At 73.9% G+C, this 13733-nt stretch carries 11 protein-coding genes; 8 read left to right on the top strand and 3 right to left on the bottom strand.

Annotated features, from left to right (window positions below):
• The first annotated feature begins 240 nt into the window (after positions 1-240).
• The 6 genes from FNH08_RS28050 (at position 241) to FNH08_RS28025 (ending at position 11406) form a co-directional block, all read left to right on the top strand.
• Complete coding sequence (locus FNH08_RS28050; RefSeq protein ID WP_228034397.1) at positions 241-3480, top strand: ABC transporter permease; 3240 nt, start codon at positions 241-243, stop codon at positions 3478-3480.
• The gene (locus FNH08_RS28045) at positions 3477-6335 is read left to right on the top strand and encodes an FtsX-like permease family protein (protein ID WP_152774320.1); all 2859 of its coding nucleotides are present in this window, start codon (positions 3477-3479) and stop codon (positions 6333-6335) included. The genes FNH08_RS28050 and FNH08_RS28045 overlap by 4 nt, the downstream gene beginning before the upstream one ends.
• A 44-nt stretch (positions 6336-6379) precedes the next feature.
• Positions 6380-7342: an ABC transporter ATP-binding protein gene (locus FNH08_RS28040; protein ID WP_322725574.1), complete on the top strand. Its 963-nt coding sequence runs from the start codon at positions 6380-6382 to the stop codon at positions 7340-7342.
• A gap of 222 nt (positions 7343-7564) precedes the next feature.
• On the top strand, positions 7565-8920 hold the full coding sequence (locus FNH08_RS28035; protein WP_152774323.1) for an FAD-dependent oxidoreductase: 1356 nt from the start codon (positions 7565-7567) through the stop codon (positions 8918-8920).
• A gap of 272 nt (positions 8921-9192) precedes the next feature.
• Entirely contained in the window at positions 9193-10551 is a 1359-nt protein-coding gene (locus FNH08_RS28030) for an MBL fold metallo-hydrolase (RefSeq protein WP_322725576.1), read from the top strand.
• 105 nt (positions 10552-10656) lie between these two features.
• Positions 10657-11406, top strand: coding sequence for a sulfite exporter TauE/SafE family protein (locus FNH08_RS28025; protein WP_322725572.1), 750 nt, complete (start codon positions 10657-10659; stop codon positions 11404-11406).
• Positions 11407-11411: 5 nt separating this feature from the next.
• Here the strand turns inward: FNH08_RS28025 and FNH08_RS28020 are convergent, their stop codons facing one another.
• Entirely contained in the window at positions 11412-11699 is a 288-nt protein-coding gene (locus FNH08_RS28020; protein WP_322725570.1) for a metal-sensitive transcriptional regulator, read from the bottom strand.
• 91 nt (positions 11700-11790) lie between these two features.
• On the opposite strand from FNH08_RS28020, the gene FNH08_RS28015 reads away from it, so the two are divergent.
• Positions 11791-12366 carry a rhodanese-like domain-containing protein gene (locus FNH08_RS28015; protein ID WP_322725569.1) on the top strand — a complete coding sequence of 192 codons (576 nt, stop codon included), beginning with the start codon at positions 11791-11793 and terminating at the stop codon, positions 12364-12366.
• Positions 12367-12382: 16 nt separating this feature from the next.
• Here FNH08_RS28015 and FNH08_RS28010 read toward each other — a convergent pair whose 3' ends face one another.
• Entirely contained in the window at positions 12383-12733 is a 351-nt protein-coding gene (locus tag FNH08_RS28010) for a hypothetical protein (RefSeq protein ID WP_152774316.1), read from the bottom strand.
• A 44-nt stretch (positions 12734-12777) separates the two neighbouring features.
• The gene (locus tag FNH08_RS28005) at positions 12778-13140 is read right to left on the bottom strand and encodes a DUF6479 family protein (protein ID WP_152774315.1); all 363 of its coding nucleotides are present in this window, start codon (positions 13138-13140) and stop codon (positions 12778-12780) included.
• Between the two features lie 96 nt (positions 13141-13236).
• On the opposite strand from FNH08_RS28005, the gene FNH08_RS28000 reads away from it, so the two are divergent.
• Positions 13237-13617 (top strand): four-helix bundle copper-binding protein, encoded by a 381-nt coding sequence (locus tag FNH08_RS28000; RefSeq protein ID WP_322725568.1) that lies wholly within the window; start codon positions 13237-13239, stop codon positions 13615-13617.
• Positions 13618-13733 lie beyond the last annotated feature (116 nt).

Below are 13733 nucleotides of genomic sequence, written 5' to 3'. Positions count from 1 at the left end.
GTCTTGCGCTCATCTGGTCTCCAGGGGGGGCGTGCGGGAGCCGGGGAGAAGGGTCGAGATTTCGAACGAAGTTCGGCGAATCGATCAGAAGGTAGGGTCGTGCCGCGAGCACGTCAATTGTTCTGTCGTTCTTCGATGATTTCTGTGAAGCCGGTGGTCAAGGCTGACCGGTCACCAAGATTGCGGGCACCGCCCCGAGGTGCCCATACTGTGCCGTCGCACTGGGGGGAGATCACCGGCTTGAGCGGGAGACGTACGCCTGCCTCGATACGGGGAACCGGGCACCACGGACTGGTGCTCGGCGCCGCGGGGCTCGCCGTTCTGCTGGCCGCGACCGTCCTGGCCGCACTGGCCGCCCTCGCCGAGAAGGCCGTCGAGGGCGGGGTACAACGGCGGCTCGCGAGCGAGTCGGAGGCCGTCATCAAGGTCTCCGGCCAGTACGTCCCGCGCGACGACGGGCGCCTGGACGGTCTCGTACGGGCCGCCGTCGACCGCGCCTTCGCCGACGTACCGCACCACACCTGGTCCGCGTTACGGGCCCCCGACAGCAGCTCCGCCCAGCTCGCGGTCACCGAGGCGGCCGGCGACCGACGCGACGACGCCGACGTGTCCCTGGTCGCCCTCCAAGAGCAGTCCCGGCACGCCCGGTTGGCGGCGGGGCGCTGGCCGCGCACGACCGGAGACGCGGGCGTCGTCGAGACCGCGCTCACCGACGTGTACGCCGCACGGCTCGGGGTGCGGCCCGGCGGCGAGTTACGGGTCCAGCCGAACGGCGGGGCGGAGATCCGGATGCGGGTGGCCGGCCTGTACCGGACGGACGGCCGCAGCCCGGCCGTCTGGGCGAACCTGACCAGCGCCATCGGCGACTCCGAATCCATCGCCTTGGTGCCACGACCCGCACTGACCGAGACCCCCTCCCTGGCCCGGGACGCCGACGAGCTCTGGCTCGCCGTACCGGACGCCGGAGGATTGCGACTCGACGACATCCAGGCGCTGGAGCGGCGCGCCGACGGGTTCGGCGGCAGCGACGTCTCGCTGTCCGTCTTCCGCGGTGCGCGGCCGACGGCCGAGCTGAGCGTCGAGTCCCAACTCGACGGCGCCCTCGACGACCTGGCCACCCCCATCGCCGTCGCCCGCGCCGGCCTCTACGTCCCCGCGACCCTGCTGGCCGCCCTGGCCGCGGCCGCCCTCGTGCTGACCGCGCGCCAGATCGCCGAGCACCGCCGCCCCGAACTCGCGCTGCTGGCCGCACGCGGCGCCGGAACACCGAGACTGGCCGCGGCGACCGTGGCGCAGTGGGCGGCCGTCGCGGTACCCGCCGGACTCACCGCGCCGTTCCTCGCCGGTCCGCTGCTGCGCCTGCTCGACCGGGCCGGGCTGATCCCCGGCGACGTGCCCGCGACGGGGACCCTGGCGGTGGGCTGGGCGGCGGCTCTGCTCGCTGTCGTCGTGCACGGCGCCGCCCTGCTGCTGCCCACCGTACGGACCGTGCGGGACCGGCACGCGGTGCGCCGGCTCAGGCTGCGGCTCGGGCGGTTCGCGGGAGCCCAGCGGCTGGGCGCCGACCTCGCGCTCGCGGCCGTCGCCGTGCTCGGCTGGCTCCAGCTGCGGCAGTACCGCTCCCCGGTCACCGACGGGGGCGTCGACCCCGTGCTGGTGCTCGCACCCGTCGCGATGACCTGCGCCGCCGCACTCCTCGTGTTGCGGGCCCTGCCCCTGCTCGCTCGCTTCACCGACCCTCTCGCACGGCGCGGCACCGGGCTCGTGCTGCCTCTGGGCGCCTGGCAGATCGGGCGGCGCGCGGCCCGGCACGCCGGGCCCGCGCTGCTGGTGACGCTGGCCCTGGCCGTCGCCGCGCTCAGCAGCACCGCGCTCGCCATCCTGGACCGCGGCGACCACGACCAGGCGGTCTTCACAGTGGGCTCCGACCTGCGGATCGAGCCGAGCGACCGGCTCGCGACCGGCGAACGCCGCACGACGTACGCCGCGTTACCGGGCGCCCGGTCCGTCACCCCCGTCGTCGACACGAACGGCTACATCGGCCAGAGCTGGATCACCGTCACCGGCATCGACACCGCGCGCGGCCCCGCCCCCGCCCTGCGCCCCGACCTCACGGACCGACCCGTCGCCGACCTCGTCGCCCCTCTCGGCCGGAACGTCCCCGATTACGGGCTGCCGCTCGACGACGCCCCACGCGAACTCCCGCTCCGCGTCCGCCTGTCCGCCGACGGATCCGGCACCGCGGTACCCGTCCGGCTCTCCGTGCACTTCGTCGACGCCGACGGCCTCACCCACACCAGTGAGGTGGCCCTCGACGACACCGGTGGGCAGGCCCGTACGGTCCGGCTGAAGGTCCCGGCCACCGGCGACGGCCTGCGCATCGTCCAACTCGGCGTGAGCATGAAAGGCGAAACGGTGCGGCGCACCTACCACCTCACCGTCGACGGCGTTCCCGGCCTCACCCGGCCCGCCGCCTGGCACGACCTGCGCGCCGAGGCCCCCGACCTGTCCGTGGCCGGATGCCCGAAGGCCAAGTCGGTCTGGCCGCCCGGCCGCGCCCCCGGGCCCGTGCTCTGCACCGACCGCCCCGGACCCGGCACACTCCTGGACGCGGTGCTGCGCGGCCCCGACACCACGGTCAAGTACCCGACGTGGAACATACGCCTCGGCACCGAACGCCCACAGCGCCGCACGGCCGCGCCCGCCCTCGCCGATCGCGCCCTGCTGGCCTCCGGCGTGGTCCGCGTCGGCGACACGGTCACCTTCCGGCGCGCAGGCGGCGGCACGGCCCGTATCAAGGTCGTCGGGGAGATCGACGCCGTGCCGGGCAGCGAACGGGGTCGTCCCCGGATGCTCGTCGACTCCCGGGCCATGGCAGCCCAGTTGGCGCTCGACGGCGTCCTGCCCGGCGCCGAGACCGCCTGGTGGGTGGCGGCCGATCACGGCGACGCCACCGCCGCGCTGCGCGCCGTGAGGGCCGACCCGCGCCTCGGTACGGCCGTCGACGTGCCCCACGTGCGGGCCCGGCTGGCCGCCGACCCGCTCCGGCAGGGCGCGCGCAGCGGGCTCACGCTGTGCCTGGTGCTCGCGCCGGCGTTCGCCGTCGTCGGCTTCACCCTGCACACGGCGCTCTCGGCCCGCGCCAGGGCACGGGAGTTCGCGCTGCTGCGGGCGCTGGGCGTACGACGCCGCCAGCTCGCCGCGTACCTGTGGACCGAACAACTCGCTCTCGCCGGCGTCGCGGCGGTGCTCGGCACCCTGCTGGGCACCGCGCTGGCCGCCCTGATCATGCCGGTGGTCACCGTCGACGACACCGGACGGCCGGTCTACCCCGGGTTGCTCACCGACGTGCCGTGGCTGCGTGTGGTCCTCACGGCGGGCGCGACGACCCTCGTGATCTGCGCGGTCGTGACGGTCGCCGCCAGGGTCCTGGGACGTGTCGACCTGGCCCGGGTGCTGCGGGCGGGGGAGGACCGATGACGCGCCGCGTGCCGCCGCCGGCGGCGGACGAACCGAACAGACGCCCCCCGCGGCGGCCCGTCCCCGTCGCCGTGCGTGAGGCACGGGCCGAACTGCCCCTGCTGGCCTGCCTCATGGTCCTGACGGCACTGCTCACCACGGTCGCCGCGGCGAGCCCGGTCCTCCTCGACCGGTTCGCGGGCCGGGCACTCGCCTCACGGCTGGAGCTGGCGCAGCGTGACGAGCCCGGAATCCGGTTCAGCGCGGCGTTCGACCCGACGGTCCCGGGCGCCGCGGCCGGTGACCTCGCAGAGGAGCTGCGCTCCGTCACCACAGTGATCGGTGACGCCGTCCCCGGCGCCCTCGACGGCAGCCTCGTCCACGACTCCACCCGCGTCGAACTGCCCCTCGTCACCACGAAAACGGCCGCCGGAGAAGTCGGACTGGGCCTGGTGTACGCCTCCGACGCACCCGGCCGCGCGGCGTACGCCGAGGGACGGCCGCCCGACCCGGACGCCGAGGCCCTGGAGATCGCCGTCTCCACCAGCACCCGAGACGCGCTGAAGCTGCGGCTCGGTCAGCGACTTCCCATCGAGCCGGGCACGTTGGGGAAGGTGCGCGGCACCGCAGTCGTGGTGGGGTTCTTCAGGGCAGGCGCGGACACCGCGGCCGGGGCCACCGCCGCCGAGGACGGTGTGCGCGGGGACCGCCTCGTACGCGAACTGCCCCAACTGGCCCGCCCCGCCCAGTACTCACGCGACAGCGACTCCGGGCTCGGCTGGGAAGCCCGTGCCCTCGTCGCCCCGCGCACCGTCACCACGCTTCAGACGCAGGCCGAGGCCACGTTCACCGCGACCTGGGGCATGCGCCTCGACCTCGACGCGCGCACCGCCGCACGGTTCGCCGACGACCGGGGACAGGCCGACCTCGGGCGGCTCCTCTACCAGTACCCGCACGACGCGCGCGACGACTACTGCGGGGGCCTCGTACTGGGTATGGACTGCCTGATCGGCCCGCATCGAGCCTCCGCGATGCAGTCCAGCACCCAACTCCCCGACGTGCTCAGCGAGTTCGCCCCGCAGTGGCAACAAGGCCGTACCGTGATCTCCTTCGGGCTCGCGTCCCTGGCCGTGGTCGGACTGCTGACCACCGTCGCCACGGCCCTGCTCGCGGTGCGCCGCCGCATCCCGGCCCACCGGCTCCAGCGCGCCCGCGGTGCGTCCGCGACCGTCGTCGCGCTGCTCCGGGCCGCGCAGACCGCGCCCGCCGTGCTGCTCGGGCTCGTCCTGGGACTCGTCGCGGCAGGGTCCCTTCCGGACGCCTCACCCACGTACCGGTACGGGCTGCTCGTCGCCCTGCTCGTCTGGCTGCTCCTTCCGGCGCTCACCTGGCACGCCCTGCGCGACGGCGCCGCCTCCCCGCGGCACGAGCCGGCCCCGCACGCGGCGGGCCGCCGGATCGTCGCCGAGGCGACGGTGCTGCTGCTCGCCGCGGCCGGCGTGGCCGCGCTGCGGTCCCGGGGCACGACCGGGGACGCCGGGCCCGACCCGCTGCTCGCCGCCGTGCCCGCCCTGCTGGGGCTCGTCACGGTCGCCGTCCTGGTGCGCTGCTACCCGCTGCCGGTACGGCTCCTGGCGCGCTGGTCCGCACGGAGGCGAGGCGTCGTGGCGGTCGTCGCGCTCTCCCGGGCCGCGAAGGACGCCCCGGCCCGGGCGCTCGCGCTGCTCGTCCTGGTGGTGACGCTGGCCGGAGCGGTGTTCGGCGGGCTGATCGCCGGGACGCTCGCGGACGGGCGCCGGACGGCCGCCGCCTGGGAGGTCGGCGCCGACGCCTCGTTCCGGGGCGCTGAACAGAACCCCGACCTCGCCGAACGTCTGACCCGCGTCCGCGGAGTGCGCGACTCGGTCAGGGTGCGCCAACTGCGTGTCGACCCGACGAGCGGTACCAACGGCGAGCGGTACGGCGTCGCCAGCCTCGTCGGTGTCGACGGCGCCGAACTCCGCGAGGCGGCACCCGACTCGGCCGCGGCACGCGCGCTCGACACCGCCGGACTCTCCGGACGGGAGAGTGGTGGAAAGGGCGACCGGGAGATCCGGGTCCTCGCCACCGACGCCCGCGTCGGCGACCTGCTGACCATCACCTCGCGCAACCGCGACCTGCGCCTGCGCGTCGTCGGCGGCCTCCCCGACGAGGTGCTCCACGACCCGGCGCTCGGGCCCGTCCGCAGCACGACCGAGGCCCGGGAGCGGCTGCTGCTCACCGACAACCGCGCGCTCGGCGCCTTCCAGGCAAGCGATGTCGAGGAGTCCGCGCTCCTGCTGTACGGCCCGCGGCTGGACGTGGAGACTCTCCGCTCCCTCGTACCGCGCGCCGCCACCGACACCGCGGTCGGTGAACTGCGCCTGCGCGCCGAGGAGGTGGCCGACGCCGACACCGACGGCATGATCGCCGTCCTGAGGACCGCGTACACCGCGTGCACCGCCCTCGCCGTGCTCCTCGCCCTGCTGGCCCTCGTCCTCGACCTGCTGCTGTCCGCCCCTGAACGCGGCCGCACCGCCTCCTATCTGCGCACCCTCGGCCTGGGCGGGCGTGCCACGTCGGCACTGCACCTGGTGCAGCTCCTGCCCATGGTGCTCGCGGCGCTGGTGGGCGGCACCGCCCTGGGCCTGACGCTGCCCACACTGCTCGGACCCACCCTGGACCTGCGGGAGTTCACCGGCGGTCCCTCCGCCCCCGCCGTCCACCCCGACCTGCTGCTGACCGCCGCCCTCGGCATCGGTCTCGGCGTGCTCGTGGCCACCACGGTGGCAGTGGAGACCTGGATCGGACGACGCCGCGGCCTCGGCGCGGTCCTGCACCTCGGGGAGGAACGGTGACCTTCCCGCGGTCCGGAGATCAGCACCATCAGTCTGGAGGAGCGGTGACCGAGCCCCACGAGAGCGACCTGCGCACCCTGGAGAAACGGGCCCGCGACGCCCGTCGCCCGCGCGTCGACGACGGGGACGGGCTCGTCGTCTGCGACAACCTGGTCCGTGTCTACCGCACCGAGGAGGTCGAGGTACAGGCGCTCCAGGGACTCGACCTCGTCGTCGAAAAGGGCGAGTGCGTGGCGCTCGTCGGCGCGTCCGGCTCCGGCAAGTCGACGCTGCTGTCCATCCTCTCGGGTCACGACCTGCCCACGGCGGGCCGCGCCCGGGTCGCCGGTCACGACCTGCTCGCCATGGGGCGGCGCGAGCGCCTCGGCTACCGCCGGCACACCGTCGGCTTCGTGTGGCAGCAGACGGGCCGCAACCTGCTGCCCTACCTCACCGCCCTGGAGAACGTGGCGCTGCCCATGAAGTACACGCGCGTGCCGCGCCGCGAACGGGCCACGCGCGCGGCGGAACTCCTCGATGTGCTGGGCATCGCCCACTGCCGCGACCGGCGCCCCGCCGAACTCTCCGGCGGTGAACAGCAGCGCGTCGCCGTCGCGGTGGCCACCGCCAACGCGCCGCGCGTGCTGCTCGCCGACGAACCCACGGGCGAGCTCGACACCGCGAGCGGCGAGGACGTCTTCGCCGCGCTCCGCCGCGCCAACGAGGAACTCGGCGCCACCGTCCTCGTCGTCACCCACGACCCGCTCGTCTCCGAACAGGTCCGCCGCACGGTCCGCATCCGCGACGGCCGTACCTCGACGGAGACATTGCGCGGCCCCGGCGGCACGGCAGCCGAGGAGTACACCGTCCTGGACCGTGCCGGACGCCTCCAGTTGCCCCGCGACTACGTGGACCGCTACGGCCTGCGCGGACGGGTCCGCCTGACCGCCGAACCTGACCACGTGGGGGTGTGGCCCGACGGATCCACCGGGGACGGAACCGACGAGACCGACAGACGGGGGCGGTGAGGGGGGCGGACGCGATCCCGCCCGGTGCGGATGCGCCACGATGCGCCCCGCAGAACCGGGCCGGAATGCGATCAACCATCCCCCGCGCGCGCGAGACTGGACCCTCGGGAACGACGTGCTGAATCAGACGTGCTGAATCTGAGGAGCGAAGTCAACGTGAACTCTCCGAAACAGACGGCTAGTTGGGGGCGGAGCAATTCGGCGGGGCGCCATGCGGTCGTGATGGGAGGCAGCATCGCGGGCCTGCTCGCCGCCCACGTCCTCGCCGAACACGCCGACCGGGTGACGCTCGTCGAACGCGACCGCTACCCCGACGGCGTCGGTCCACGTCCCGGGGTGCCGCAGAGCCGGCACCCGCACGCCCTGCTCGATGCCGGGCAACGGGCCCTGGACGCACTGCTGCCGGGGTTCACTGACGAGTTGGGCGCGGCGGGCGCGCCCCGCGTCGGGCTGCCGGCCGACCTGGTGCAGTGCCAGGTCGGACGCTGGATCAGGCGCTCCCCGGCGTCGACGCACGTCTTCACCGGCTCGCGCCTGCAGATCGAGGAGCTGGTACGGCGGCGGGTGCTCGCCAACCCGGCCGTCACCACGCTGGAGTCGACCGAGGTCGTCGGGCTGCTCGGTGACGCGTCGCGGGTCCGGGGCGTGCTGGTGCGCGAGCGCGGCGACGGGGCGCGCAAGGAGGAGCGCCCTCTGGAGGCGGACCTGGTCGTGGACGCCTCCGGGCGCGGTACGAAGGCTCCGCAGTGGCTCACCGCGATCGGCGCGGACGCCCCGCATGAGGAGACCATCGACACCGGGCTCGCGTACGCCTCACGGGTCTACCGCGACACCGACGGGACCCTGGGCGCCGACACGCGCGGCCTGTACATCGTCCCGGATCCCGGGCAGGTCTACGGAGCGGTCGTCCTGCCCCTCGAGGACGGTAGCCATTTGGCCACTTTCTCGGGCCTGCGCGGCGATGAACCGCCCACGGACGAGGACGAGTACGTGGCGTACGCGAAGCGGCTGCCGCACCCCTTCGTGCACCGCTGGATGCGCGAGGCCGAGCCGCAGTCGCCGGTGTTCGGCTTCCGCAGCACGGCCAACGTACGGCGCCGGTACGACCTGCCCGGCCGGCGCCCCGCGGGCTTCCTGGCCACCGGGGACGCGCTGTGCACGTTCAACCCGATCTACGGTCAGGGCATGGCCGTGGCCGCGATGACCGCCGTGGCGCTGCGCGACGCACTCACCGACGCGCGCCGGACACCGACGACACAGCGGGTGCAGCGCGCCCTCCTCGCGGCGTCCCGGCAGGCCTGGGACATCTCGGCCGGGTCGGACAAGAACATGCCGGGTGCCATCGGGAACGCGCTCGCCTCACGGGCCGTGGACCGTCCCGTCGCCTGGTACCTGCGCCGCCTCCAGCAGCGCAGCCCCGGCGACCCCGTGGTGGGCAACGCCTTCCGCTCGGTCCTGTCGCTGAGCGAGCCGATGAGCGCCCTGTTCGCCCCGGAGGTGGCCAGGGCCGTGCTCTTCACCTCGCCCGCCCCCACGCCCGCCGAGCCCCCGATGGCACGGGAGGAGCCGGACGCCTGACGGCGGCGGTCGCACTGTCCCGGCGGGGCGGGCGGGCTCACCACGGGTCCGCCCGCCCCGCCGCGTTCGCGCGGGCCGGACGGGCCCGGGACAACTCCTCCCAGCGGGGTACCCGGGGTGCGTTGGAAGCCCACGCCCGCGGCACTCACGTGTCCGATCGTGCTTTTGCCGGGGAGCCGTACTAGCTCAAAAATACCCCCCGGGGTACTCGTGCTAGGGTCGTCGCATACCCCCGGGGGTAATAGTCGATGATTCGTGAAGGGAGTGCCCAGGTGTTCTTCGTCGACACCATCGAGTTGGCAGGGCTCGGCAACCGCAGCTATCTCGCCGGCGGCGCGCACACGGCTGTCGCCGTCGACCCGCCGAGGGACCTCGACCAGGTGATCGCGGCGGCCGTACGGCGCGGGGTGCGCATCTCCCATGTGGTCGAGACGCACATCCACAACGACTACGTGAGCGGCGGTCTGGAGCTGGCCCGCGTCACCGGCGCCGCCTACCTGGTGCCCGCCGCCGCGGACGTCTCGTTCGAGCGGATCGCCGTGCACGACGGCGACAGGGTGGAGGTCGACGCCGGTCTCGCGCTGCGTGCCATCGCCACGCCGGGGCACACCCCGCACCACACCTCGTACGCGCTGGAGGAGGCCGGGGCGGCCGTCGCGGTCTTCACGGGCGGCTCCCTGCTCCTCGGCTCCGTCGGTCGCCCCGACCTCGTCGAACCGCGCCTCACCGAGCGGCTCGCGCGTGCCCAGCACACCTCCGCGCACCGGCTCGCCGAGGAACTGCCCGACGAGACGGCCGTCCTGCCGACACACGGTTTCGGCAGCTTCTGCTCCTCCGGGCAGGCCGAAGGCGACCACACCACCATCGGCAAGGAGAAGGCGGGCAACCCGGCACTCGTGCGGGAGGTGGACACCTTCGTCGCCGAACTGCTCGCCGGCCTGGAGGACGTGCCCGCCTACTACGCGCACATGGGCCCCGCCAACGCCGTCGGCCCCGCCCGGATCGACCTGACCCCACCCGCGGTCGCCGACGCCGACGCGATCGCCGCCCGGCTGGCCGCGGGGGAGTGGGTGGTCGACCTGCGGGGCCGTGTCGCCTTCGCCGAGGGGCATGTGGCGGGATCGTTCAACTTCGAAGCCGAGGGCAAGGTCGCCACCTACCTGGCCTGGCTGATCCCGTGGGGCAAGCCGGTGACCCTGCTCGCCGAGTCGCCCGACCAACTGGCAGCCGCACAGCGAGAGTTGGTGCGTGTCGGTATCGACCGCCCCGCAGCCGCGGCCGTCGGCGGCCCCGCATCCTGGGTCCGGGACGGCGAGACGCCCGTCTCCTTCCCCCGCGCCACCTTCACCGACCTCGCGAAACACCTCGGCGACGACGTGGTCGTCCTCGACGTCCGCCGAGACTCCGAGCGGGCGGGCCGGCACATCGCGGGCTCGGTCCACATCCCGATCCACCAGTTGCACAAGCGACTCGACGACGTTCCCGCCGGAGAGGTCTGGGTCCACTGCGCCAGCGGCATGCGCGCGGCGATCGCGGCCTCGCTGCTGGACGCGGCGGGGCGGGCGGTCGTCGCGATCGACGACCCCTTCGCGGCAGCGGTGGAAGCGGGCCTCACGGCCGTGCCCCGATAGGCGCGGGGCTGTGACCTTTCGCGGCTGCGCCACGCGGGCCCGCACGACCCGCACGCGCCCACCGGCACGCAGCCCCGAGCCAACCGGCACCCAGAGGGGTACGGCGTGACCGTCCTCGCCCTCTCCGTCGGCGGAGTCATAGGACTGACGCTCGGCGCACTCGGAGGCGGCGGCAGCGTACTGGCCGTGCCCGCCCTGATCTACCTGCTCGGCTTCACCCCGGTCGCCGCCACCACCGCGAGCCTGGTCATCGTGACCATCACCTCCGCCACCGGCCTGGCCGCACACGCCCGCGAGGGCAACGTCCGCTGGCGCACCGGAAGCCTCTTCGCCCTGGCGGGGATCGTCCCGGCCATGCTCACCGCGATCCTCGCCGCCGACGTTCCGGAGACCGTGCTGACCGGGGCCTTCGGTGCGGTCGCGGCCCTGGCCGCGCTGCGGATGCTGCGGATGCCGCGGCAGCCGACCCTGTCCGACAGCGACTCCCCGGTACGTCCCGGAAGGGCCGCCGTGGCCGGTGCCGGACTCGGTGCGGTCACCGGGCTCCTGGGCGTCGGGGGCGGCTTCCTCGCCGTACCGGTCCTGGTGGGCGTCCTCGGGCTGCGGATGCGGGTGGCGGTGGGCACCAGCCTGCTCGTCATCACGGTCAACTCGCTCGCGGCGCTCGCGGCCCGCTCGGGTACGGCCCACGGGCTGGACTGGGCGGTCGTCGCCCCGTTCGCGGGAGCGGCCGTGCTCGGCGCCTGGGACGGGAAACGCCTCAGTGCCCGTGTCTCCGGGGGACTGCTCCAGCGGATCTTCGCGGTCGTGCTGCTGGCGGTGGCCGTGTTCATGCTGATCGACATGGCCGTGTGAACCACTCAGGCGAGCGACAGAAAGAGCTTCTCCAGCCGGGCCCGCATCGCGTCGCGGTCCTCCTCGGGCTTCTCGCTGCCCTCGATGCCGGTCAGGCACTGCTGCAGACCGGTGGCGATGATCGCGAAGCCCGCCCGGTCGAGGGCCCGTGACGCGGCGGCGAGCTGGGTGACGACCTCCTCGCAGTCGCGGCCCTCCTCGATCATCCGGATCACCCCGGAGATCTGGCCCTGAGCCCGGCGCAGCCGGTTGAGCACGGCTCGAAGCTCGGCGCCCGCGAGATCCAGCTCCACGATCAACTCCCTCGAAGAAACCCCGCGAAATACCCCTGGGGGTAATGTACTCCCGCTTCGGGGTCCCGTCGAAAAGCAAGGATGACATCCCGTGACCACCCCGCTCGCCCTCGACATCACCCAGGCCCATGCCCGCCTGCCCGAGCTGACCGTGATAGACGTCCGCACCCCGGCCGAGTACGCCTCAGGCCATCTGCCCGGCGCCCTGAACGTTCCCCTCGACGACCTCCGCCGTGCCCTGCCCACCCTCGAACGCGCGGCATCCCGCCGCACCCTGCTCATGGTGTGCGCCTCCGGCGCCCGCTCCCAGAACGCCTGCCGCGCCCTCGCCGAGCACGGCATCGCAGCGGCGAATCTGGCAGGTGGTACGGGCGCCTGGGCCGCCCGCGGTCACGACCTGCACCGGCCCGAGGGCGCGGCGCGCGCGGTGTGGGGCATGGAACGTCAGGTCCGGCTCACGGCCGGGGTGATCGTCCTGCTCGGCCTCGCACTCGGCGTGACCGTCCACCCGGCCTTCCAGCTGTTGTCCGCTGCCATCGCGGGCGGACTGGCCTACTCGGCGCTCAGTGACACCTGTGGCATGGCCGTCGTACTGGGCAGGCTGCCGTTCAACCGGCCCCGCGGCGCCGGTCTCGACGCCACGCTCGCGGCACTGCGGGAGCGCTGAGGGGGTGCGGGTCGCACTAGGCGGTGCGATTGCCCTTCGGGCGCCCGCGCTGGTCGGGGGTTCCGTGCGGCGGCGGGCTGTGGGGCTGCGGTGATGTCGCCGGGGACACGGGCGAACCCGTCCTGGGCCGCCCGGACCCTTCGGGGCGTACGGCACCGCGGTCGCCCGAGGTCGGCTCGGCACCGGAGTGGAGCTGCTCCAGGCGGGCCGACAGCAGTTCGGTCACCGGGACGCGGTGGGCGTGGGCCCGCTCGTAGGTGAGCAGTTCCTCCACCTCGTCGGCGGTGAGCGCGCGGACGCGGCTCTCCAGACCGCCGATCGGCAGATGGTCGTAGTCGGGCAGCGGCAGCGCGGTGCGCTGTGCCATGTCTCTTCACCCTCCCTGTGCGCTCGGCGGGCGCCTCGGCTGCCTCAGTGGGCGCCCAGGCCGCCGCTGCCGAAGGAACCACTGCCGCCCTTGCTCCACCGGGGCCGTTGCTTCGTCGTGGTCGTCCGTGAGCCCAGGTTCCCGTGGACCTGGTAGGGCGTGAGCCGCAACTCGCTCTTGGGTATCTCGTCGGGCTCGAGGTTGTGCTGCTCCTCGTGGACCGCGCCGCCCTCCGGCAGCCGCGGCTGCTCCTGCGGGCTCGGCCGGCGCGGCTCACGGCCGCGTACGCGGTTGCCCATCCAGAAGGCGCCGCCCAGCAGCGCCACGACGAGCACGCCCATGATGACCGACCAGAGACCGACCAGTGCGCTTCCCCCTGCAGCGAAATGCACCCATTCCGTACTCATATGTGACGAATACCCTCGTAGGCGTCAGTGAACCGCCCCGCGGCGTACCGTTCCGCAGCCGGGTTTGACGGGTTTCCGCGCGGCTACCCGACCGTTGTGACATCGACGACGACTTCTCAGCAGGAGCTCTTCCGGTTCCTCGAGGACCGCTTCGCGTGCGCGCAGTCGTGTACGGAGTGTGCGCGGGCCTGCGCCCTGCGCGCGAGCCTCGCTGATCCGGACGGGCCCAGTGACCAGGAACGTGTACGACGCAAGGGCATCATGTGCGCGGAGGTCTGCGACGCGACGTGCCGGGTGCTCTCCGAGCAGAGCCACCAGGACGAGGCCGCCCTCCGGGCCCAGGTGGAGTGGTGCCGGGAGGTCTGCCTGGAGTGCGCCCACGCCTTCGACGCCCACCCCGGCGCCGAGGACAGCGCCAAGTCCTGCCGCGACTGCGCCCGCGCCTGCACGGAGTTCCTCGCGACGCTTGCCGCCTGACGAGACATCCCATCCCGGGGGCTGCGCCCCCATGCTCCCGAGGTGGGTGTCTGGGGTGGGTGGGTTGGTGCGGGTTGGGGGTGGCTGGTCGCGCAGTTCCCCGCGCCCCTGAAAGC

Origin of the sequence: Streptomyces spongiae (assembly GCF_009377185.1) — a bacterium.
GTDB classification, from domain to species: domain Bacteria; phylum Actinomycetota; class Actinomycetes; order Streptomycetales; family Streptomycetaceae; genus Streptomyces; species Streptomyces spongiae.
Note: the sequence above shows the minus strand (reverse complement) of the source record. Positions and strands in the feature narration are given on the sequence as shown.